Genomic DNA, 21,905 nt, shown 5'->3' with positions numbered 1-21,905 from the left:
GCCGTTTAACGGTCGGCGCATTCGCAAGATTTGTTTGAATACGATGCTGAAGGAGTAAGCATCATGGCTTCGCACACCCAAAATTCGCCCGCTTCGCAGACTACTGATCAGACCACCGGACAGCCGAAATGGCAGTTCTGGATCGACCGTGGCGGTACCTTTACCGATATTGTCGCGCGCAAGCCCGATGGCAGCCTTCTGACGCACAAGCTGCTGTCGGAAAACCCTGAACGTTATGCCGATGCCGCCATTCAGGGCATTCGCGAACTGCTTGACGTTCCGGCGGGCGAGAAAATCCCGGCCGAGAAAATCGAAGCCGTCAAGATGGGCACGACGGTTGCGACCAATGCGCTTCTGGAACGCAAAGGCGACCGCACGGTTCTGGTGACCACGACCGGTTTCCGCGATGCGTTGCGCATTGCCTATCAGAACCGCCCGAAGCTGTTTGATCGCAATATCAGGCTGCCGGAAATGCTGTATGAGCGCGTGATCGAGGCCGATGGCCGCTTTGACGCGCAGGGCACGGAACTGACAGCCCTTGATCGTGAAAACCTGCGCCGTGACTTGCAGGCCGCCTTTGATGACGGCATCCGGGCATGTGCCATCGTGTTCATGCATGGCTATCGTTATACCGCCCATGAAAATGCGGCGGCTGAAATCGCACGTGAGATCGGCTTTACCCAGGTATCGGTCAGCAATCAGGTCAGTCCGTTGATGAAACTGGTGTCGCGTGGCGATACCACGGTTGTTGATGCCTATCTGTCGCCGATCCTGCGCCGTTATGTTGATCAGGTTGCCGGTGAATTGGGCGGTGTGAAGCTGATGTTCATGCAGTCCAATGGCGGGCTGACCGATGCCGCGAAGTTCCAGGGCAAGGATGCGATATTGTCCGGCCCGGCGGGCGGTGTTGTCGGCATGGTGCGGACCGCCGAAATGGATGGCTTTAATCAGGTCATCGGTTTTGATATGGGCGGCACATCGACCGACGTTTCGCATTATGACGGCGAATATGAACGCGATTTCGAAACCCAGGTTGCCGGTGTGCGCATGCGCGCCCCGATGATGAAAATCCATACGGTTGCGGCCGGTGGCGGGTCGATCCTGCATTTCGATGGTGCGCGTTTCCGTGTCGGCCCGGACAGTGCCGGTGCCAATCCCGGACCGGCGGCCTATCGCCGTGGCGGGCCGCTTGCAGTGACCGATATCAATGTCATGCTGGGCAAGGTTCAGCCGGAATTCTTCCCGAATGTGTTTGGCCCCGAAGGCAACGAGCCGCTTGACGCGGATGCGGTCAAGGCGGGCTTTGCCGACATGGCGCTCAAGATCAAGGAAGCCACCGGTCAGGTCCGCACGCCTGAAGAAGTCGCCGAAGGGTTCCTTCGGATTGCTGTCGAAAACATGGCGAACGCGATCAAGCAGATTTCGGTTCAGCGCGGCTATGACGTGACCGATTACATCCTGCAATGCTTTGGCGGGGCCGGCGGGCAGCATGCCTGCCAGGTGGCCGATACGCTGGGCATGACACGCGTGTTTGTCCATCCGTTTGCCGGGGTTCTGTCGGCCTATGGCATGGGGCTTGCCGATATCCGCGCAATGCGCGAACAGGCGGTCGAGGCGAAGCTTGAAACGTCTGCCCTTGCGGGGCTTGATGAAAGCCTTGATGCGCTAGCACTTGAGGCGCGTGGCGAGCTGCATGAGCAGGGCATTGGGGATAGCAAGATCAGCATGCTGAAAAAGCTGCATCTGCGTTATGACGGTACGGATAATCCGTTGATCGTTGATTTCGGTGATGTTGCCTCGATCAAGGCGCAGTTCGAAGAACAGCACAAGCAGCGTTACGGCTTTGTCATGGACGAAAAGCCGTTGGTGGTCGAAGCCGTCGCGGTCGAGGCGATTGGTGAAACCCAAGGCCTGCCCGATGCCGAAACCGAAGTTGCCAAGGATGGTGTGAAACCCGATCCGCTTGCCACCCGCAAGGTGGTGTTTGATGGTAAATCCGAAGATACGCCGTTCTATAAACGCGAAGATTTGAAACCGGGTGTCACCGTGCGCGGCCCGGCGGTGATTGTCGAGCCGGTCGGCACCACGGTGCTTGATCCGGGTTGGGAGGCCAAGGTAAATGGCCGGGATCATCTTGTGTTGACGCGTGTTGTGCCGCTCAAACGGTCGGAAGCGATTGGCACGCAGGCCGATCCGGTGATGCTTGAGGTGTTCAACAATCTGTTCATGAATATTGCCGAACAGATGGGGGTCACCCTTGCCAACACGTCATACTCGGTCAACATCAAGGAACGGCTTGATTTCTCGTGCGCGCTGTTTGATCAGGAAGGTCTTCTGATTGCCAACGCACCACATATGCCGGTCCATCTTGGATCGATGGGTGAGTCTGTTCGGGCTGTCATGGAAAACAATGCCGGGAAAATGAAATCCGGCGATGTTTATATGCTCAACGATCCCTATAACGGCGGGACGCACCTGCCCGATATTACCTTGATCACGCCGGTGTTTGGTGATGATGGCAAGGAAATCCTGTTCTATGTCGCATCGCGTGGCCACCATGCCGATGTTGGCGGGATCACCCCGGGCTCGATGGCGCCAAATTCCCGTATCCTTGAGGAAGAAGGCGTTCTGATCGACAATTTCAAACTGGTTGATCAGGGCAAATTTGACGAGGCCGGTTTGACCGCGCTTCTGGAAGGGGCGAAATATCCGGCACGTAACCCGTATCAGAACATTGCCGATCTGCGCGCCCAGATTGCCGCCAATGAAAAGGGCGTGCAGGAATTGCGCAAGATGGTCGATCACTTCGGGCTTGATGTTGTGCATGCCTATATGGGCCATGTGCAGGACAATGCCGAGGAAAGCGTTCGTCGTGTGATTGACGTGCTTAAAGACGGCGAGTTTTCCTATGAAATGGATAATGGCGCGGTGGTGAAAGCCAAGGTCACGATCCATAAGGAAACCCGTTCGGCCACGGTTGATTTTACCGGTACGTCCGATCAGCTTGATAACAACTTCAACGCACCGTCGGCGGTGACGCGGGCGGCAGTTCTTTATGTCTTCCGCACCTTGGTTGATGATGACATTCCGCTCAATGCCGGGTGCCTGAAGCCGGTCAATCTGATCGTGCCGGAAGGATCGATGCTGAACCCGCGTTATCCGGCCGCCGTGGTCGCCGGGAACGTTGAAACATCGCAGCATGTTACCGATACGCTGTATGCTGCACTTGGCGTGATGTCGGGTGCGCAGGGCACGATGAACAACTTCACCTGGGGCAATGATACGCACCAGTATTACGAAACCATCTGTGGCGGGACGGGTGCCGGGCCGGATTATGATGGCACGTCGGGTGTGCATTCGCACATGACCAATTCGCGCCTGACCGACCCGGAAGTGCTTGAATGGCGGTTCCCGGTGATGCTGGAAAGCTTTGGCATCCGCAAGGGTTCCGGCGGTGCGGGCAAGCACAAGGGCGGGGACGGCACGGTACGCCGGGTTCGCTTCCTTGAAGAAATGACCGCATCGATCCTGTCCAACCACCGTCGCGTGCCGGTTCAGGCCGTTGGCGGCGGGGAACCGGGCAAACTTGGCCGCAATGCGATTGAACGCACCAACGGCACGGTCGAGGAACTTAAGGGAACCGATGGCGCGACCATGTATCCCGGTGATGTCTTCATCATCGAAACGCCGGGTGGCGGCGGTTACGGCAAAGCCTGATCACACGATCCAGAGCGACAGGACATCCGGGAACACCCGCCCCTCATCACGGGGTGTTCCCGACAGGATGTTACTTGTCAGACTTGCAGCCGCCGGGAAACCGGCGGTTTTTTTATGGATGCATCAGATCAATAGCCTCAATTGGTATTACGCCAAGGTCTTCAGTGTTGGCTGTTTCACTCAAAGTTTCAGCTCCAGTTACCGCGACACCAATGACTTGATTTGAAGCGTTTAAGACTGGACCGCCACTCGCTCCTCGGACAATGGGGGCATTAGTTATAAATCGAGTGATACCTGATTTGCGTCGAAAACCGGTAATGAGGCCTGGGCTAATTATAGGTTTGTCTCCTAGGCGATAATTTGGATGTCCGACCAGCAAGATATGATCCATGTATACTAGTTTGGTAGAGTCCCCGGTCTCTATGGGCTGGCTGTGGTCAGTGAATATTCGGATTGTGGCTAAATCAATTGCCTCATTCTGGGAAATAACTTCAACGGCGTACTTCTTTGACGGTTCATCATATCGGAAGGCCTTGGTGTTTGATCCAAGAACATGAGCACAAGTTACGAATGTTTTTTCGCTTATCTCGAAGGCGGTTCCTTGAATTAATTCATTTTCACACTCTAAAACCCACATTGATTGGAAAATACTTTTTATGTCGTACTCTGGCGGAGTCGGAATGGCTCTTAGAACTCTCTTTTTGTTGATGTCGTCTAGTTGAGGTATGACGTATGTGTTTAGCCAGTAAATTACGTGGGATATAAAGTGCTCTTCAGATATTTTTCTTTCCTTATACGGGCCTATGTAGCTGAATGTTGAATATGATATCCATTTTTCATCTAAATTATTGTGCAGTTCCTCTGGAGAAATGAATTTGTTTGTTTTTGCTATTTTAGAAACAATCTCCGTATCTTTTTTGTCATGCTTTGGCCCGACAATCATTTGCATGCGATCATCGTAGGTGATTCGGATGGCTACCCATCCATCCTCACTTATGTGAGAAAAGAAGCTGTAGCAGTTCTTAGTCGGAGTGAAGTCGCGAAATTCTGGTATTTGCTTTTCAAATAACTGATTTGAAAATACACGAGCTAAGCCGCAGATTTCAAATTCGATGTCGGTTTTGTTTGTGCTATTTAGCTGAAGGTTAATATCTTCCATTGATGCCTCGATGATTTTATTTTTTTCTATATGTTCTTCCTTTTAACAATTGTGATTTGTTTAAATGAATTTCTCAAGTACAGCATGATGCCGTGCATGTCGATTTCACCCTGACGGCGGCGGCATAAGAAGGTAGGATCGGGAACCGCATTCAACACTCCCCGCACCATTGGATGGGATAGATCACTGTGAAGTTTCTGATTTTGAATCAGCGTTATGCGGTTCTGGCCGGTGTGACGCTTTTGACTTTTGCCTCGTTGATCTGTGCGGCTGCGGTCGATGTCTGGTTCTGGGTGCCGGTGGTGGTCTTTGGCGCGTTGATGGTGGTCGGCTGGTTTGATTTGCGCCAGACCCGGCATTCGATCCTGCGCAACTATCCGGTTAGCGGGCATATCCGGTTTATCCTTGAAAGTTTCCGCCCGGAAATCCGGCAATATATGATCGAAAGCGATCAGGACGAGGTGCCGTTCAGCCGCCAGTCGCGCGGGCTTGTCTATCAGCGTGCCAAGGGGGTCGAGGACAAGCGCCCGTTTGGCACGATCGAGGATGTGTATGGTTCCGGCTATGCGTGGCTGACCCATTCGGTCACGCCGACCAGCATCACCGATATCGATTTTCGGGTTCGGGTCGGCGGGGCGGCCTGCAAGCAGCCCTATGACGCCAGCCTTTACAATATTTCGGCGATGAGTTTTGGCTCGTTATCGGGCAATGCCATTCTGGCGCTGAACAAGGGGGCGAAAAAGGGCGGCTTTGCCCATGACACCGGTGAGGGCAGCATCAGCCGGTATCACCGCGAAGGTGGCGGGGATCTGATTTATCAGGTGGCGTCGGGGTATTTCGGATGCCGCAACCACGACGGCACTTTTTCCGAGGAACGCTTTGCCGAGACCGCATCCGACCCGCAGGTCAAGATGATCGAGGTAAAGCTGAGCCAGGGGGCCAAGCCCGGCCATGGCGGCATGTTGCCCGCCGCCAAAATCACCCCGGAAATATCCGAGGCACGCGGCATCCCGATGGGGATTGATTGCATTTCGCCTGCCGCGCACAGCACGTTTTCCACCCCCGTCGGCCTGATGGAATTCATCGCCAAGCTGCGCGATCTTTCGGGCGGCAAGCCGGTCGGGTTCAAGCTGTGTATCGGGCATCGGCGCGAGTTTATGTGCATCGTCAAGGCGATGCTGAAAACCGGTATTCTGCCCGATTTCATCGTGGTCGACGGCAAGGAAGGCGGTACGGGTGCGGCCCCGGTTGAATTTGCCAACCGGGTCGGCATGCCGATGCGCGAGGGGTTGACATTTGTTCACAATGCCCTTCGCGGTGCTGGTGTGCGTGATCAGATCAAGATCGGTGCGGCGGGCAAGATCGTTTCGGCGTTTGACATCGCGCAGACCTTGGCGCTTGGTGCGGACTGGTGCAATGCGGCGCGGGGGTATATGTTTGCGCTGGGCTGTATTCAGGCGCAGTCATGCCATACCAACCATTGCCCGGTCGGCATTGCAACCCAGGACCCGCTGCGCCAGCGGGCCCTTAATGTGGGTGACAAAAGCGACCGGGTGGCGCGGTTCCATCATAATACCATGCATGCGCTGGCCGAAATTACCGGGGCTGCGGGCCTGACCGATCCGCGCAATTTCATGCCCTATCACTTCATGGTGCGCCAGAAGGATAACGAGTTCCTGGATGGCAACGAAGCCTATCCCTACCTGCCCGAAGGGTTCCTTGTTTCCGGCGGGCCGGAGATCGAGGGGCTGCATGACTGGTATTCGCGCTGGGACCGGGCATCGGCGGAAACCTTTGCGCCGTCCGAAATTCCGTTCGGGCCGTTCAAACGCCATGCGAATATCGCAGGGGAGCGGGCAGCGCAGTAGGGAGAGGATATCTAGATGACCTTGATCTACGATATTTAACGACGTGAGCAATGCGCAAGATATCATGCTCAGCAATTTATGGATGGTATGCTGGTGCTGCAAGCGCCTCGGTGTAACAGTGTCTTTCGGAGTTTTGGGGTAATTTCCATATTGAGAAGCTGCCAGAGTAATTGTTACAGGTCTTGCTTAATTCCCTAAACCATTTGGCAGTAAGCATATTTCTTGTTCAGGGTTTTTCTATTATAGAGGCATGATTTTTAAGGGTTTTGTTGCAATTTCTCATTTTCTAATGATTGGGAGAATTGCGTATGAAACTGCTAGACGTCATTAATGACTTTATGGTCCACTGCCGCTTTAAGGACCTGTCGCGTCATACGCTTAGAGCTTATGATCGGGATTTGAAAGATTATCGATTGTGGTTCAGCCGAAGTGGCAGAAGAAACCCGTTTGAAAAGCACTCAATCTTGGCCTGGGTTGAAGATATGCGCACGCGAAACTTGGCTCCAGCCAGTGTCAAACGTCGCGTAGCTTGTCTGCGTGCGATGTTTCGTTGGTTGGAGCAAGAGGAGCGACTGGATGAAAATCCATTCCACAAGCTGCACACGTTGGTGCGTTTGCCCCGGAAACTACCACGGAATCTGACCTCGGCAGAACTCAGGTTAATTTTTGAAACCAGCGAACTGCGCAGGGTGGGACAAGATAATCCAGAACTGGCGACTTTGGCCCTATCGCTAGAGCTTCTTCTGGCAACAGGGATACGGGTTGGTGAGCTTTGTAGCATAACGGTTGGTGATATTGATTTGGAGGCTGGCAATATTCGTATCCGGGGCAAAGGGAACCGGGAACGTAACGTTTATATTGTCGATTCAGAACTGCACCAGCAGATCACTGTTTACATGACGTTGAGGTCCCGTCATGGCGCGCGTGGCACGGGGCTGCTTTTTTCGTCTGGCGGAGGTAAAGTTGACCCAGGCTACATTCGAAAAATGATCCATGATTTTGTTGGCAAACTTCCACTGGATCGGAAAGTCACGCCTCATATGTTTCGTCATACTGCGGCAACGCGCCTTCTGGAGCGCGGTGTTGATATCCGTTTTGTTCAGAAGTTGTTGGGACATGCCAGTATTTCGACAACCGAAATCTATACCCATGTTTCGGATCGGCAGCTGAGAACTGTCGTGGAGATGGCAAGCCCACGAAGGATATGAATTCTGATAACTAGGAATTATCAGAGATATGAGCCGCCGCATTCTTCGCAACAGACGTGACCCTGAATTAAAGGTCTACGATGAAGATTTCGACTTGGTTGCAACACGTTTCAGGCCCACCGTTACGTCTGCTGATTGGATCGCATTGCCCGGTGCTGTTATGGACACCGTTGTCCCATGTTCTGATGAATATCCGCAGTTGTCCTTAGAGGCTTCCCACCTCAAAGGATATAAGATGGACACTGGTGATGTGCTTTGGACAGAAAAACAACAAATTGCAAGTCTTGTTGCGGCATTTGACAGCAAGCTAATCAACACAGATGAATTCACCTTGGCTCCAGGAGTTTCAAGCGCCTTACTAATCATCATGGCGGCGCTCAAGAGTATGGGGATAGGGGAGATTATCTTTGAACTCCCAGCATATTTTGCGGGTATAGAGCAGGCTGAACTGCTTGGTCTAAATGTCGGGCTATTTCCGGCAAGCCCAAGCAGCGGTTATCGAATAACGCCACAGGATATTATCGACATTGATCGTATATCGAGTGCTCCGGTTGCATTGATGATAACTCAGCCCAGATACGGACTGGGTTACAATCGGAAGACTGAAGAGCTGCTAAAACTCAGAGAGGCATTGAGGCCAGGAGATATTATTGTTGTTGATGAAGCGGCAGATCAGTCCGCTCCCAGCCCATTTGGCAAGGTGGAGTTAGATGGGGATGTCAAGATTATTCGGGTTCGCGGGCTTACAAAGGGATTGGGGCTGAACTCTGCGAAAATAGCCACAATTCTACATCCAACCGACATGAGGCCATTATTGGGGGAGATTGTTGATTTCACCGGAGGTGCAATTGATGCTGCTGCAATGAGGTTGGTGTTGGAACTCGCTAAAAAACCTATGCGTTACTTGGCTCTTCTCGAAGGAGCACGTAATTATGTCAGACAGCAATACCAAACATTGCAGAGTATGATTATGGGGCTTCCGATTACCTTGGCACCGATAGAAAACAGTTATCTCGCAACCGCCCATTTTCGCAGCCCCCCCAACGTGGACTTTGATCAGTTTCGAGAATATTTTCTGTATACAGCTGTTGAAATAAAGCTACCGATTGTGCGGGGGTCAAGTTTGTATTTTCCCTATGACGCAAGTGGGGAAATTATTCGAATTAACTATTTCACTCCTCCCGAGAACATGACGCGATCTGGTACTGCATTTCAGAAGTTTTCTACTTCTCTATATGAACGTCTTTGACGACATTTTTTATGCGTGAAATCAGCGTGGAGCTGAAATTGATTTCGAAACAGAAAGTCACTGCCCTTGGCAAGTTTCCGCTGAAATGTACAAGGCTCATCTGTTCTTTCCCCGAGGCTCCCCCGATTTCGAGATTCACGAGCGGGGTGTTTCCCCGACCAACGTCTTTCGCCTTTTGTTGTGCGAGTTGAATACGTGTTTTGGTGTTTAAAAACAGGTAAACTCCAAGCAAAAGCGTTGCAGAATTGCCAATGGAGAATACAATGTCCACTGGCGAATTTCTGGGGCGAATAAAAAAATGGGATTCAGGTAACAAAGCGGCCAATTCTTTTGATAGATCGTCTATTTGTTCATCAGTTGCCCAATCAAAGGACCGATAAACAATTTTAGATCCTTGTGTATTCCCGACTATCCGGTCGCTAGCCCGATCCAGATGTTCTATTCGTTGCAAGCATTGTAAATTTACGCCTGCCGCGGTTTGAGCTAAATGCTCGCTGCCCAGAGCTCCTTGAAAAGACGACCAGATTTTATCTGTAAGAACGTACATCTTTACTACAATAAGGACAGGAACTTTGTCAGTATCGTATAAGTATAAAACAAAACTTGAGAAGTCTTGAAGCAACCGCATGAAGTTTATGGGCGCGCGGACCATTGACAGCCATGCTTCTGCCTCAAATACCTTGTCAAGAGTTGTACTTCCTTCGAGCTCGCCTTCCGCCAAATAAAAATCTAGTCGTAGGGATTCAAAGGGGGACGTTTGCGAACTCTTTGATGTGTGATTGTCCGCCTGATCGAACTCATATATTTCTGCCTCAGGGTAACTACGATCAACTCGAATTAATCCTTGGTCAATCTGACGGCAATCCAATCCGAAATTATCAATGATCGCGCGAAAATCTATTGATGTTTTCTTAAATGAATTGTTAAACAAAATGCATCCATCAAAAACTTTGTTCGATGTTTTACATTCCTCAAAAAGGCATTCTTTTATCTGAGAATTCCGCACCATTGAGCTGCGGAAATCACACTCAATGAACCTGCATTCAAGATACATACATTCATGAAATGCTGCATCAGAGAGGGAGCATCCTATGAAAACACATTTTGAATAGGTGCATGAAACAGTTGATCCAGAACCAAGGTCGCAGCCGATGAACGTTGACTCAAGAAACGAACAATCCTTGAAATCAACGTTCTTCAGCTTGCTGTTGGACAAGACCGCCATTTTAAACGAGCATCGTTGGAAATTGTGGCTGAACTCGAAACCATCCACATCTCCTGAAATCAGACGGCCAATAATGTCCTTGCCTACTTCTTCAGGCCATATATCGCCGCCTAGATCAATAGGTGGCAGTTGGTCTGCCCATTTTTGCCAAACAGAAATTTGGTCGCCGCTCATATCTCTGATAATTCCTAGTTATCGTAATTGTTTCAGAGAGTGTTTCACTCCCTGATTATATGTCAGGTTTCTAGATTACGAGAGTCTGAGGGAAAAATCATACTAAAAGTTGTTTGCAGGGAAACAGTTTGATGTCTAGTTGTGCGTATCTTGTCGCAAGAGTGTACTGCAACTTATAGGGACTCTGTCCAGCGGCTGCTTCAGGCGGCAGCTATCACGCCGCCCGCTGCATCTCCACGGTCGGAATATCGCGCCCCGGGATCGGGCCGGTGACGAGGAAGCCGAATTTGCGGTAGAACGCCTTGGCGCGTTCGTTGTGCGCGACGACGGAGAGTCTGACGGTCGCATGCGGTTTGCGTTCGGCCAGCGCATCAAGGGCTGCGATCATCAGCGCCTTGCCCGCGCCCATCCCATGTGCCGCCGGGTCGACCATGATCCAGTCGATTTCGGGATTGTCATGTATGACAATGACATAGCCCAGCAGGTCGTCGCCCTGGGTTGCGACGATGACGCCGTGATTGTCGCTTGAAAGCGCATTTTCAAACACACCGGTCGACATATCGACATAGCGGGCAACCGTCGCGGTCGCGGCATCGCCCATGCCTTCGATGAAATAGGTTGAATCGGTAGCGCGTTTGGTAAGGTCGCGGATGAAGGGGAGGTCGTTGGCCGTGCCTTTGCGGATCTGCATTCGTGGCTCGTTGTCTTTTTATTGTTGCGTCTTTTCAGGCGATAGTCGGTGCCCGGAACATGCGGGTTTTCGGGCTGTTGTCACGTTTTGAGTCTGATCCTGACTGTCGTGGGAGGCTCATACCAAAGGTGTGTCTGAATGTCACCACAGCACAGGTTGAACTTTGGGTGAAAGTCGCATTTTTTGAGGTCGCGTGCAGTGATGTGGCACACAAGGGACGATAAAAAGGCGATTTATTTTTTGCGGTTTTTGTCGCGATACATTTCCCGGTCGGCCATATCCATCATTTCTTCGAGGCTTTCCTTGACCGGTTCGAAAAAGACGGAGGCCCCGGCACTTATTTTCGGGGTTTCGTGGATCGGTTTTTTTGATCCCGGTACCGAAATTCTGGTCGTTTGCAACACATTGCGGATGCGGGTGATGATGGTGGTCAGATCGCCGCGATTGCGCACATAGCCCAGAATGGCAAATTCATCGCCGCCGATCCGCCCGCAGATATCGACCTCGCGGATGGAGGCGGTGATGGCCGCGCCCACGGCCTTGAGTGCGGCATCCCCTGCGGCATGGCCATAATCATCGTTCCAGTGTTTCATGTCATCGAGATCGATGAAGATCAGGCCGATATGATGGTGATAGCGTTTGGCGATGCGGATTTTCTGCTGGGCCAGCATTTCAAACCCGGCGCGGTTGTTAAGCCCGGTCAAAGGATCAGATAGCGAGATGCTGCGCATGATCTGGAACTGTTCATAGAGCCGAAGGTCGGCTTCGATCAGGTCGCGGATGGTTTCGATCAGTTTTTGCAGCGTGTCGGAATATTGGGTGGGTTTGCAGTCAAACACGCAGATCGTGCCAAAGATCGTGCCGTTCGACCATGTGACCGGCACCCCGAAATAGGAACAGAAACCGTCCTCGGTCAGTTCCGGGTTATCGGCCCATTCGGGTTTTTCGCGGGCATCGGGTTCGTAAAAACTGCCGCCCTGCGCGATGACCTGTCGGCAGAAAATGTTGGTGTCAAGGCCGGTGACGGTGCTGTCGCATCCGGCATAGGGATTGGCGTCATTGGTGCTGGTGACGGCGGCGCGGTAACCCAGCCGGTCATTATATTCGACAATGAAACCGGCACTGGCACCGAGAAGTTCGGTCATCAGATCGACCGCACGCTGCCACTTTTCAAGTGACGGCGCGATGGCATCATCATCGACAAGCCAGTCGCGGGTCTTGAACTGCACCATATCCTGACGCCCCCGGTCCCTCCATTTCCCTGACGGTTCCGGTCTTTGCGCCCCAAGCGACGTGACCAGACGTTTCAGGGGTCCGTTCCTTTTATATTTGTCCGTTTCGTGCGGAGAACAAGCTGTCATGTCTGTCATTTATCCCCAAAATCCCCTGAGGGCGCAGCACGAGGATTGCCGCCAGAAGCCCGAAAACCGCCACATCGCGATAGGCCCCGCCGAAATATCCCGACCATAATGTTTCGGTCAAACCGATCAATAACCCGCCCAGCCACGCCCCGCGCATCCGTCCTATTCCCCCGAGGATGGCGGCAGTCAGTGCCTTGAACCCGAAAAGCGTACCACTGTGAAAATTAATGACACCATAACGAAGGGCCAGCATTGCACCGGTCAGACCACATAAAAATCCCGCCAGAACAAAGGATTGGGATTCGGTCCGCGAAAGCGACACCCCGCAAAGGGCGGCCCCCAGACGATCCTGGCTGATCGCGCGCCAGTTTCGGCCAAAGGCGGTTTTGCCCATGATCCAGACCAGAACGCCCGCGACCAGAACCGCCCCGCCAATGGCGAGCATATCGAACCCGTGCAGGCGGACGACGAAATGATCACCGCGCAGAAGGGGCACGGAAAACTGCCAGATCGGCGGCAGATTGAAATTGCGCGCGGATATGACAATCCGGATAAATTCCTGAATGACCAGCACACAGCCAAGTGATGCGACAATCACCGCCCGTCCGCCTGCTGCCTTTCGACCCAGCGGCCCGAACACATTGCGCCATGTCAGGTGACTTAACCCCGATCCGATAAAGGCCGCCATTGCGACCGATCCCACCACCATCACCGGGATCAGCCAGCCAACCATGCCTGAAATCCACAGGCTTGTGATGATGGTGCCAAGGGCAGCGGTCATCACGACCTCGCCAAAGGCAAGATTGATCCGCCCGATCAGGCCATAGATCAGGGTAAAGGACAGGGCCAGCAACCCGTAAATCGCCCCGCGCGACAGGCCGCTTAGCACCAATTGGATGGCATAGGCCGCAGGCAGGCCGATATCGGGCACATCGGCGCGCAGGCCGTGGCTTTCAGGATCGATATAGCTTTCGAGTGCGGTGCGCCCGACCCGGTCAATCCAGAACCGTTTCAGCAGGGCCATATGCGCGTCTGACACCGGGCCAAGGCGGGTTGTTTCAATCGCATAAAGGTTGGTTGGCGTGTTGGGTTTGGTCGCTGCTTCGAAATGACACGTAATGGCGTGCGTTTCGGTGGAGGGCAGCGGGATTTCACCCGGTTCGAGCAACTGGTAACGCAGGGTGATCTGATTGCCGTCAGAGGTTTCGTCAAACCGGGTGACAAGGCGGATCTGTCTGTCTTCATCCTCGATCCCCGGCAGGGCAAGGCGGCAGATATTGAACTGATAGGGATCGCGGGGCGCGCAGGACGACAGGATTGCGGCCAGAAGTGGCAGCAGCCAGAAAACGCGACGAAGATGCCTTGACCCTGATCTGGTGTTCACCGGTTGCTCCGGCTTGCCCTTGATCAGCTTATCCTCGTGCGATTTGGCTGTTTTTACAAGTGCATGGTGTTGGTGTGATGGCAGGGGACGAAATTTTGCCCCTTTTGGTTGCGATCAGGGGGCGGTCATGCTGAACTTGATCAATGACGAAGATTTAACCAAAGCCCGAAGATGGAGACGCCCGAATGGCAGACGTGATCGACTACAAAATCCATGGCGAGGAAATGCAACTTGTCGAGATCGAACTTGATCCGGGCGAGGGGGTGCGCGCCGAAGCCGGGGCGATGATGTATATGTCGGACGGCATTGCCATGCAGACCGGCACGGGCGGCGGGATTTTTTCCGGCTTCAAGCGGATGCTGACCGGCGAGGGGTTCTTTATCACCAGTTTCGTGCATGAAGGATCGGGCAAGGGGCATGTCGCCTTTGCCGCCCCCTATCCGGGCAAGGTGGTGCCGATGAATTTGCCGGAACTGGGCGGGGAGATCATTTGCCAGAAGGATGCGTTTTTATGCGCGGCATCGGGCATTGATATCGATATCGCCTTTTCCAAGAAACTTGGCGCGGGATTATTTGGTGGCGAGGGCTTTATCCTTCAGCGGTTGCGTGGTGACGGGCTGGCATTTGTGCATGCCGGCGGCACCATCATCCGCAAGGATTTGCAGGCAGGCCAGACATTGCGCGTTGATACCGGGGCGCTGGTGGCGATGACGCCATCGGTTGATTATTCGATCAAATTCATTGGCGGTTTTACCAATGCGCTTTTTGGTGGAGAGGGGCTTTTTGTCACGACCCTGGAAGGGCCGGGAACGGTGTGGTTGCAGACATTGCCGTTTGCAAGGCTGGCCGACCGGATTGCCGCAGCCCTGCCAAAGGATCGCAACAAGGGTTAGGTGGCGGTTTGCGCAACCAGTTCGCGCATCCAGCGCAGAAAGGCATTGATCTGTTCCTGCCGGTGGGTGTTTGACCGGCAGGACAGGACATATCCGCGGTCTGACCCCAGTGTCACATCGCCAAGGGTGACAAGCTGCCCGGTTTTCAGGTGCTGCTGCAAAAGGGCGGTCCAGCCGAGGGCCACACCCTGCCCGGACAGGGTGGCCGAAAGGACGAGCAGATAGGTGTTGAACCGGTGGCCGTAAAGCCGCCCGGTTTCCCGAACCCCGGCAGTGCGCAGCCAGCTTTCCCAGTTAAACCAGCGATGATCGATTTCATCATCGAGATGGATCAGCGGATAATGGCGCAGATCGGCGATGTTTTTCGGGTGGCCGCGGGCCTCAAGCAGGGTGGGGCTGCACACCGGTGTGACCTGTTCGGGGATCAGCATCACGTCTTCGGGGCGGTGATGATCAAACGATATTTCGATATCGATATTCTGGTCGGCGGTAAAACGCCCGGTCTGATTGGTGACGACATTGACCTCGATATCGGGGTGGCGGGCGATGAATTCCGGCAGATGCGGCATCAGGATAAAGGAGGCAAAGGCAAAATCGGTGCCGACACTGAGCCGGGCCGAGCGCCTTGTTTTGATGCGTTCCACCGTGCGGTCGATCTGCCCGAATGCGACCGAAATGCAGTCAAACAGTTCCTGCCCGGCACGGGTCAGCGACACGCCGCGATGTTTGCGGCGAAACAGCGGATGGCCAAGCTGTTCTTCAAGGGCGGTGATCTGATGGCTTACGGCGGGTTGGCCCACACCCAGTTCGCGCGCGGCGGCTGTGAAGCTTGCGCAGCGGGCGGCGGCTTCGAACGCGATCAGGGCATGCGGCGAGGGGATGTGATGGAATTTCATGATATGAATTATATTGATACCAATGATCGATGCAAGCGGCCTTCACACAGGAATTCCGATAGGCAAGAATTGGCGACATCCATTCATGACGGCGATACCTATCATTTCTGTGAATGCCAAGGGCAGATCGCGGAACTTGCTGTGTGATCCGGCGTTTGGAGCAAGTGCCGGTGGACCAGGTGCGGGTGGATCAAGTGCAGATGGATCAACTGCGCGGTGGCGTGGATCGAAAACCAATTATAAAAGTCAGGAGAATTTCATGAGTTTTGCGGGACGACGGGGAATGATGGCGGCGGGGGCAACGGCCATTATTCTGGGCGGCATTGCCATGACGGGCGCGGCCCATGCGCAGGAATGCGATACGGTGGTGTTTTCCGATCCGCAATGGACCGATATCACATCGACCAATGCCTTGACCGGTGTGATTCTTGAAGCACTTGGTTACGAGCAGAAGGTTGAAACCATTTCCGTGCCGGTGACCTTTGAAATGCTTGGTGCCGGGGAAGTTGACGTGTTTCAGGGCAACTGGATGCCCGCCCAGCAGAAATTTGTCGATGCGGCCGAGAAAAAAGGCGGGATTGAGAACCTTGGTGTGAACCTGAAGGGGGCGAAATTCACGCTTGCCGTGCCGGAATATGTTGCCGTCGAGGGCATCAAAAGCTTTGCCGATCTGGGCGCACATGGCGAAGAGTTTGATCACAAGATTTACGGGATCGAACCGGGTGCACCGGCCAATCAGCTGATCCAGAAAATGATCGATGCCGGTGATTTCGGTCTTGAGGGCTGGGAACTTGTCGAAAGCAGCGAGCAGGCGATGCTGGCACAGGCCAAGCGCCTTGAGCGCGGCAAGGACTGGATCGTGTTCCTGGCATGGGCACCGCATCCGATGAACAACCAGTTCGATCTGACCTATCTTGAAGGTGGGGATGATTATTTCGGCCCGAATTACGGCGGGGCGGATGTCTATACGCTGGTGCGTGGCGACTTTGCCAAGGCCTGCCCGAATGTTGGCAAGTTGCTTGATAATGTCAGCTTCACCCTTGATATGGAAAACACCATGATGGGGCTGATCATCAATGATGGCATGGCACCCAATGATGCCGCGACCAAGCTTCTGAAAGAAGATCCGTCGGTTCTTGATGCGTGGCTTGAGGGGGTGACCACCAAGGATGGCGGCGACGGACTGGCCGCGGTCAAGGATGCGCTTGGCGTCTGAGACAGGCGGATATCGTGACCGGATTTGCAAAACCGCCCGTGACGTTACGGGCGGTTTTTTGCATTTCGCGGCAAAAGGTAATACCAATTTTGAATGTATCGGATTAGGCTGGGGCCAGATTTTGACCTGCCGGGCATGCGCCCCGTTTGCTACCGCGTGATAGCGGCAGGCTGCCACCAAAGACCAAGAGGAACGTCATGTCCCATCGTCAATATGACCGCATTGAAACCCCGGAAAGCCTGATCGCGAGCTTGCGCGACATGCTGGGGGATCGCCTGTCGACTGCTGCCGCCGTTCTTGAACAGCATGGCAAGGATGAAAGCTGGCACGCGGCGTCCCCGCCCGATGCGGTGGTGTTTGCCACCTCGACCGAAGAAGTCGCGAAGGTGGTGACACTTTGCGCCGAACATAACGTGCCGATCGTGCCGTTTGGCACCGGATCGTCGCTTGAGGGGCATGTCGCGGCCCTTCGCGGCGGGATTTGTATTGATCTTTCGCGGATGGATGCGATCCTTGAGGTCAATAACGAGGACCTTGATTGCCGGGTTCAGGCCGGGGTGACGCGCGAACAGCTTAACGATCATCTGCGCGATACCGGTCTGTTTTTCCCGATTGATCCGGGGGCGAATGCCTCCATCGGGGGCATGACGGCCACCCGCGCATCGGGCACCAATGCGGTGCGTTATGGCACCATGCGCGACAATGTCCTGAACCTGACGGTGGTGACACCGGATGGCAAGATCATCAAGACCGCCAACCGGGCACGCAAATCATCGGCGGGTTATGACCTGACACGCCTGTTTGTCGGGTCGGAAGGGACACTTGGCGTGATTACCGAAATCGCCTTGAAGCTGTATGGCATCCCCGAAGCGATGTCGGCAGCCGTTTGCGCATTTCCGTCGGTTGATGCGGCGGTTGATACCACGATCCTGACCATTCAGGCCGGTATTCCGGTGGCGCGCATCGAGTTTCTGGACGAGATGCAAATCCGCGCGATCAACAATTATTCCAAGACCGATCACAAGGAAGCGCCGACCCTGTTTTTCGAATTCCATGGCACCGAAGCGGGTGTGAAGGAACAGGCGGAATTTGTTCAGTCGGTTGCCGAAGAATTTGGTGCCGAGGCATTCCAGTGGGCGACCCGTCAGGAAGACCGCAACAAATTGTGGGCCGCACGCCACAAGGCCTATTATGCGTCGCTTCAGCTTGAACCGGGCAAGGCCGGGATGCCGACCGATGTTTGCGTGCCGATTTCGAAACTGGCCGAGGCGATCCGCGAAACGCGGGCCGATTGCGATGCCAGCCCGCTGACCTGCACGACTGTCGGCCATGTGGGTGATGGCAATTTCCATACCCTGATCCTGCTGGACCCCGAAGATCCGGCACAGATGGCCGAAGCCAAACGCCTGCATGATCGCATGGTCGAACGTGCGCTTAAACTGGGCGGGACATGCACCGGCGAACATGGCATCGGTTACGGCAAGCTTGATTTCATGGAAGCCGAACATGGCCCCGATACGATTGCCCTGATGCGCGCGATCAAATCGGCGATTGATCCCAAGGGATTGATGAACCCGGGCAAGCTTATTCCGGGGCTTTGAGAGCGCCCGACCTGTCAGATGAATGCAAAACGGGGCCAAAGCGGCCCCGTTTTTTGTGCGGTAATATCGGCTATCGGATCAGAAACGGACGGACATGGACAGCGACCCGAACTGATCGCCCTTGTCCTGGCCTTCGAATTCGGCGGTACGATAGACGTGGGTGTAGGTAAAGCGCGCCTGACCGACAATGACGGCAAAGCCGATTTGCAGATCGCCAACCAGCGGTTCCTTGTCGATGGAATTGCTGTCGCGGAACGTGTTGCCATCAAGGGTGATGTCACGCAGCACCCAGCGACCCGCAGCCCCGGCAAACAGATAGCCGCTGACGGGGAAGCCGCGTGTGTCGGGGACAAAGAAATCCGAACCCGGCAGGCTGGGGCGGATGCGCGGCGGGCCGTAATCGCCCGGCAGGTCAAAGCCCAGCCGGAACATGGTGCCAAGCTCAGCATTGGTATAGGCATTGCCCAGCATGAAACCGGCATGCGGGGTGGCGTCATATTCAAGACCGAGAACATCGCCTTCGAACCAGCTTCGGTATTTGCGTTCATAAGCCAGATTGACGATCGGTTCGTTGTGGATCTGGTTGTCCCAGCCTTTGGGGTCGGGGCTGTCGATCATCTCGTGAACGACTTTCTGGGTATTGTCGGCAAAGGATGCGGGGCCGACAACGCCAAGGGTCAGTTCAAGGGTGTCGATCCGCGAATAGTTGCTGTCGTCGTCGCGTTGCAATCCGGTATCGGACAGAAGCCCGACACTGCCATACAGCAAGCCGGCCCACGGGCGGTCATCGGGCTGGTTTTCGGCAATCGAGATGTCGTTTGGCGTAAACATGCTTTGCCCGATGGCGTAGCTGGTGCGGATACGACCGTTCGAGGCGAAAAACGGCACGGCCTTGGCTGCGGTCAGGACCGGTTCGGGCGCACTGTCTTCGGGGGAGACGAAGGCAAGCCGGACACCGTTGGTGTAATGCTGGTCCTGATTGTTTTTGGTGAACAGATCGTTTTCAACCGATAGCGACACCCCCCATTTATCATCGGGGGTGCGGGTCGATTGCGGACCGGATGCGGTGTTTTGCTGGGCATGGGCGATGTTTGCCATGGTCAGAACACCAAGGACGGGCAGCGATGCCAGAAGATGTTTCGAAATGGTTTTGGGCGATGTCATCGAATGCTCTGATCATTATTGACGCGCAATTTTCGCACCATGAAATCGATCACGGTTCTGATTTTACGCAGTTTATGACGTTGCGGTGCACATATAGCATAAAGGCCCAGCTCGCGCGGGGCGAAATCATCCAGAAGACTGACAAGCCTGCCATCTTGCAGTAAATCGTCGACAACCAGACGCGGTGTCAGCGTGATGCCGCAACCTTGCAGCAGTGCGTCACGCTTCGCAAGGCTGCTGTTGACATAAAAGCGGCCTTTGACCTGAATGCTGCGTTCATGTTGACCATCAACGAAGGTCCAGAAACCCGGGCGGCTGTCATTGGTGTAAACAAAGCAGTTGTGGTGCAACAGATCCTCTGGCCGGGTTAGCGGGGGTGATTTGGCGATATAGGCGGGGCTTGCGCATAAGACTCTGGAATAGCCGCATAATCGCCGGGCAATAAGGCTTGAATTGGGCAGCGATTCACTGACCCGAAGGGCAATATCGAACCCTTCGTCCACCAGATCGACGACCTTGTCATTGAGTTCAAGTTCTATGGTCAGTTCGGGATAGGCATCGATCATTTCGGCAATCATCGGGGACAGTTGCCGAATGCCAAACGACATGGGGGCGGCGATACGCACCCGTCCGCGCGGCCCGTCGTTAAGATCGCGCACGGTTTCATCCGCATCGGTCATGTCATCAAGGATGCCGGTAATCCGCGCGAGATAGGTTTCGCCGGCTTCGGTCAGGCTCATGCGGCGCGTGGTCCGCGCGATCAACTGCACGCCAAGCTGATCTTCAAGCGCGTTGATATGTTTTGTCATCGAGCCGGGTGTCATGTTGAGTTCGCGGGCGGCGGCGGCAAATGTGCCGCGTTCGGCGATTTTACGAAAACATTCCAGTGCGCGCAGACGGTCCATTCCAGTTCCCCGTATTCCGGTCAAATAACCCTATAATTTCCATACTGGAAATAAACTACGATCAAATAGCGGCAAGATCGACTGGTAATGTTGTGTTAGTTTCACCAAAATTGAAATTGCCTGCGCGCCCCACATATCCGCGCAGGCCCGAAGAAGGATCACGACCATGAGCGCCACCTGGCTCAAACCTGTTTTATTGCTGATTGGTTCCGGAACGATGGGCGGCAGTTCGATCCTGCTGTCAAAGGTTGCGGCACAGGAAGGCATTCCCGCCCTTTCCTATCTGTTCTGGCAGTGCCTTGGTGCCGGGTTGATACTGGCGATATTGTCGGTCGGGCGGGGTGGTTTGCCGCCGCTGCGGGCCGGATATATCCGGTATTATTTTGTCGCCGGTCTGGTCAGTCTCGCGATCCCGATGGGGCTTGGTTATTTCATGGTGCCCTATATCGGGGCGTCGATGGCCGGTGTGTTTACCGCCCTGCCGCCGCTGATGACATACCTGATTTCGATGGGGATCGGGATTGAAACCGCGCAATTCAAGCGCCTGATGGGGTTGATGGTCGGTTTTTGCGGTGTGCTGTTTTTGTATGTGCCGCAGATCAGTGCACCCGATAGCACCCTTCTGGTTTACCTGCTGATTGCGGCCCTGATCCCGGTCAGTCTGGCGATTGGCAATGTTTACCGGACCGTGGCATGGCCCGCGGGGGCGTCGCCGCTGACGCTGGCGTCGGGGATGATGATGGCCAGTGCGATCCTGTGTCTTGGGTTCGAAACCGGTCGTGATCAGTTGCATGTGCCCGATTTCGGCAATGGCATGGCGTGGCTGATCATCGGGGTGCAGATGGCGGTCGCCAGCATGATGTATATCTGCCATTTCGAATTGCAGCGCGTTGCGGGCCCGGTATTCCTCAGCCAGATCGGCTATGTCATGGCCCTGACCAGTCTTGCGGGGGGCACGTTGCTTCTGGGGGAAACATTGCGGCCGGAACTGATCGTGACACTGGCTTGTGTGGTGGCGGGGACGTTCCTTGTGCGGCCCGCACGCCCATCGGATCGTCGGGCATCGACAACCAGTTAGGGTATCGATGCCTGCTTTGAACACGCCCTTGAGCAAAGAAAATCACCGCCCGTATCGCCGGGCGGTGGTTTGTATTTCGGGGTATCTGGCGGTGGGGCTGATCGTGCCGTTGTGTC

At 54.3% G+C, this 21,905-nt stretch carries 16 protein-coding genes; 8 read left to right on the top strand and 8 right to left on the bottom strand.

The window, feature by feature from the left end; genetic code table 11:
* The first annotated feature begins 63 nt into the window (after positions 1 to 63).
* A complete protein-coding gene (locus IT971_RS16555; protein WP_063094743.1) occupies positions 64 to 3,717 on the top strand; it encodes a hydantoinase B/oxoprolinase family protein in 3,654 nt (1,217 codons plus the stop codon).
* 112 nt (positions 3,718 to 3,829) lie between these two features.
* Here the strand turns inward: IT971_RS16555 and IT971_RS16550 are convergent, their stop codons facing one another.
* Positions 3,830 to 4,876 carry a serine protease gene (locus IT971_RS16550; RefSeq protein ID WP_063094741.1) on the bottom strand — a complete coding sequence of 349 codons (1,047 nt, stop codon included), beginning with the start codon at positions 4,874 to 4,876 and terminating at the stop codon, positions 3,830 to 3,832.
* A 188-nt stretch (positions 4,877 to 5,064) separates the two neighbouring features.
* Between IT971_RS16550 and IT971_RS16545 the strand changes: the two genes are divergently transcribed.
* From IT971_RS16545 to IT971_RS16535, 3 genes are all read left to right on the top strand, one after another.
* Positions 5,065 to 6,744, top strand: coding sequence for an FMN-binding glutamate synthase family protein (locus IT971_RS16545; RefSeq protein WP_110252821.1), 1,680 nt, complete (start codon positions 5,065 to 5,067; stop codon positions 6,742 to 6,744).
* Positions 6,745 to 7,052: 308 nt separating this feature from the next.
* Positions 7,053 to 7,952, top strand: coding sequence for a tyrosine-type recombinase/integrase (locus IT971_RS16540; RefSeq protein ID WP_063094739.1), 900 nt, complete (start codon positions 7,053 to 7,055; stop codon positions 7,950 to 7,952).
* Positions 7,953 to 7,980: 28 nt separating this feature from the next.
* Positions 7,981 to 9,201 (top strand): aminotransferase class I/II-fold pyridoxal phosphate-dependent enzyme, encoded by a 1,221-nt coding sequence (locus tag IT971_RS16535; protein WP_063094781.1) that lies wholly within the window; start codon positions 7,981 to 7,983, stop codon positions 9,199 to 9,201.
* Here the strand turns inward: IT971_RS16535 and IT971_RS16530 are convergent.
* From IT971_RS16530 to IT971_RS16515, 4 genes are all read right to left on the bottom strand, one after another.
* Positions 9,176 to 10,600, bottom strand: a complete 1,425-nt coding sequence (locus IT971_RS16530; protein ID WP_063094783.1) for a pentapeptide repeat-containing protein — start codon at positions 10,598 to 10,600, stop codon at positions 9,176 to 9,178. The genes IT971_RS16535 and IT971_RS16530 overlap by 26 nt on opposite strands.
* Positions 10,601 to 10,814: 214 nt before the next feature.
* Positions 10,815 to 11,291: a GNAT family N-acetyltransferase gene (locus IT971_RS16525; RefSeq protein ID WP_063092577.1), complete on the bottom strand. Its 477-nt coding sequence runs from the start codon at positions 11,289 to 11,291 to the stop codon at positions 10,815 to 10,817.
* A 233-nt stretch (positions 11,292 to 11,524) separates the two neighbouring features.
* Positions 11,525 to 12,523: a sensor domain-containing diguanylate cyclase gene (locus IT971_RS16520; protein ID WP_063092578.1), complete on the bottom strand. Its 999-nt coding sequence runs from the start codon at positions 12,521 to 12,523 to the stop codon at positions 11,525 to 11,527.
* Positions 12,524 to 12,614: 91 nt separating this feature from the next.
* A complete protein-coding gene (locus tag IT971_RS16515; RefSeq protein WP_063092579.1) occupies positions 12,615 to 14,036 on the bottom strand; it encodes a branched-chain amino acid ABC transporter permease in 1,422 nt (473 codons plus the stop codon).
* A gap of 185 nt (positions 14,037 to 14,221) precedes the next feature.
* Between IT971_RS16515 and IT971_RS16510 the strand changes: the two genes are divergently transcribed.
* Positions 14,222 to 14,929 (top strand): TIGR00266 family protein, encoded by a 708-nt coding sequence (locus tag IT971_RS16510; protein ID WP_063092580.1) that lies wholly within the window; start codon positions 14,222 to 14,224, stop codon positions 14,927 to 14,929.
* Here the strand turns inward: IT971_RS16510 and IT971_RS16505 are convergent.
* On the bottom strand, positions 14,926 to 15,825 hold the full coding sequence (locus IT971_RS16505) for a LysR substrate-binding domain-containing protein (RefSeq protein WP_063092581.1): 900 nt from the start codon (positions 15,823 to 15,825) through the stop codon (positions 14,926 to 14,928). The genes IT971_RS16510 and IT971_RS16505 overlap by 4 nt on opposite strands.
* Before the next feature lie 259 nt (positions 15,826 to 16,084).
* On the opposite strand from IT971_RS16505, the gene choX reads away from it, so the two are divergent.
* Together choX and IT971_RS16495 are read left to right on the top strand one after the other, a co-directional pair.
* Positions 16,085 to 17,041, top strand: coding sequence for a choline ABC transporter substrate-binding protein (gene choX, locus IT971_RS16500; protein WP_223304849.1), 957 nt, complete (start codon positions 16,085 to 16,087; stop codon positions 17,039 to 17,041).
* Positions 17,042 to 17,238: 197 nt separating this feature from the next.
* The gene (locus IT971_RS16495) at positions 17,239 to 18,642 is read left to right on the top strand and encodes an FAD-binding oxidoreductase (protein ID WP_063092583.1); all 1,404 of its coding nucleotides are present in this window, start codon (positions 17,239 to 17,241) and stop codon (positions 18,640 to 18,642) included.
* 78 nt (positions 18,643 to 18,720) lie between these two features.
* Here IT971_RS16495 and IT971_RS16490 read toward each other — a convergent pair whose 3' ends face one another.
* Both IT971_RS16490 and IT971_RS16485 read right to left on the bottom strand, forming a co-directional pair.
* Complete coding sequence (locus tag IT971_RS16490; RefSeq protein ID WP_063092584.1) at positions 18,721 to 19,806, bottom strand: lipid A deacylase LpxR family protein; 1,086 nt, start codon at positions 19,804 to 19,806, stop codon at positions 18,721 to 18,723.
* Complete coding sequence (locus IT971_RS16485; protein ID WP_063092585.1) at positions 19,803 to 20,711, bottom strand: LysR family transcriptional regulator; 909 nt, start codon at positions 20,709 to 20,711, stop codon at positions 19,803 to 19,805. Before IT971_RS16485 ends, IT971_RS16490 begins: the two co-directional genes overlap by 4 nt.
* 166 nt (positions 20,712 to 20,877) lie before the next feature.
* Here IT971_RS16485 and IT971_RS16480 point away from each other — a divergent pair, with 166 nt between their 5' ends.
* Complete coding sequence (locus tag IT971_RS16480; protein WP_063092586.1) at positions 20,878 to 21,789, top strand: DMT family transporter; 912 nt, start codon at positions 20,878 to 20,880, stop codon at positions 21,787 to 21,789.
* The last annotated feature ends 116 nt before the right edge of the window (positions 21,790 to 21,905 follow it).

It is taken from the genome of Thalassospira sp. B30-1 (genome assembly GCF_015767575.1).
Classification (GTDB): Bacteria; Pseudomonadota; Alphaproteobacteria; order Rhodospirillales; family Thalassospiraceae; genus Thalassospira; species Thalassospira xiamenensis.
The sequence above is the reverse complement of the archived record's forward strand: the minus strand, read 5'-3'. Positions and strand labels throughout refer to the sequence as shown.

Bases quoted from the DNA above. Each gene is read 5' to 3' on its own strand.
- IT971_RS16555 (WP_063094743.1), top strand. From the start codon at position 64: ATGGCTTCGCACACCCAAAATTCGCCCGCTTCGCAGACTACTGATCAG.
- IT971_RS16550 (WP_063094741.1), bottom strand. From the start codon at position 4,876: ATGGAAGATATTAACCTTCAGCTAAATAGCACAAACAAAACCGACATC.
- IT971_RS16540 (WP_063094739.1), top strand. From the start codon at position 7,053: ATGAAACTGCTAGACGTCATTAATGACTTTATGGTCCACTGCCGCTTT.
- IT971_RS16535 (WP_063094781.1), top strand. From the start codon at position 7,981: ATGAGCCGCCGCATTCTTCGCAACAGACGTGACCCTGAATTAAAGGTC.
- IT971_RS16530 (WP_063094783.1), bottom strand. From the start codon at position 10,600: ATGAGCGGCGACCAAATTTCTGTTTGGCAAAAATGGGCAGACCAACTG.
- IT971_RS16525 (WP_063092577.1), bottom strand. From the start codon at position 11,291: ATGCAGATCCGCAAAGGCACGGCCAACGACCTCCCCTTCATCCGCGAC.
- IT971_RS16520 (WP_063092578.1), bottom strand. From the start codon at position 12,523: ATGGTGCAGTTCAAGACCCGCGACTGGCTTGTCGATGATGATGCCATC.
- IT971_RS16510 (WP_063092580.1), top strand. From the start codon at position 14,222: ATGGCAGACGTGATCGACTACAAAATCCATGGCGAGGAAATGCAACTT.
- IT971_RS16505 (WP_063092581.1), bottom strand. From the start codon at position 15,825: ATGAAATTCCATCACATCCCCTCGCCGCATGCCCTGATCGCGTTCGAA.
- choX (WP_223304849.1), top strand. From the start codon at position 16,085: ATGAGTTTTGCGGGACGACGGGGAATGATGGCGGCGGGGGCAACGGCC.
- IT971_RS16495 (WP_063092583.1), top strand. From the start codon at position 17,239: ATGTCCCATCGTCAATATGACCGCATTGAAACCCCGGAAAGCCTGATC.
- IT971_RS16490 (WP_063092584.1), bottom strand. From the start codon at position 19,806: ATGACATCGCCCAAAACCATTTCGAAACATCTTCTGGCATCGCTGCCC.
- IT971_RS16485 (WP_063092585.1), bottom strand. From the start codon at position 20,711: ATGGACCGTCTGCGCGCACTGGAATGTTTTCGTAAAATCGCCGAACGC.
- IT971_RS16480 (WP_063092586.1), top strand. From the start codon at position 20,878: ATGAGCGCCACCTGGCTCAAACCTGTTTTATTGCTGATTGGTTCCGGA.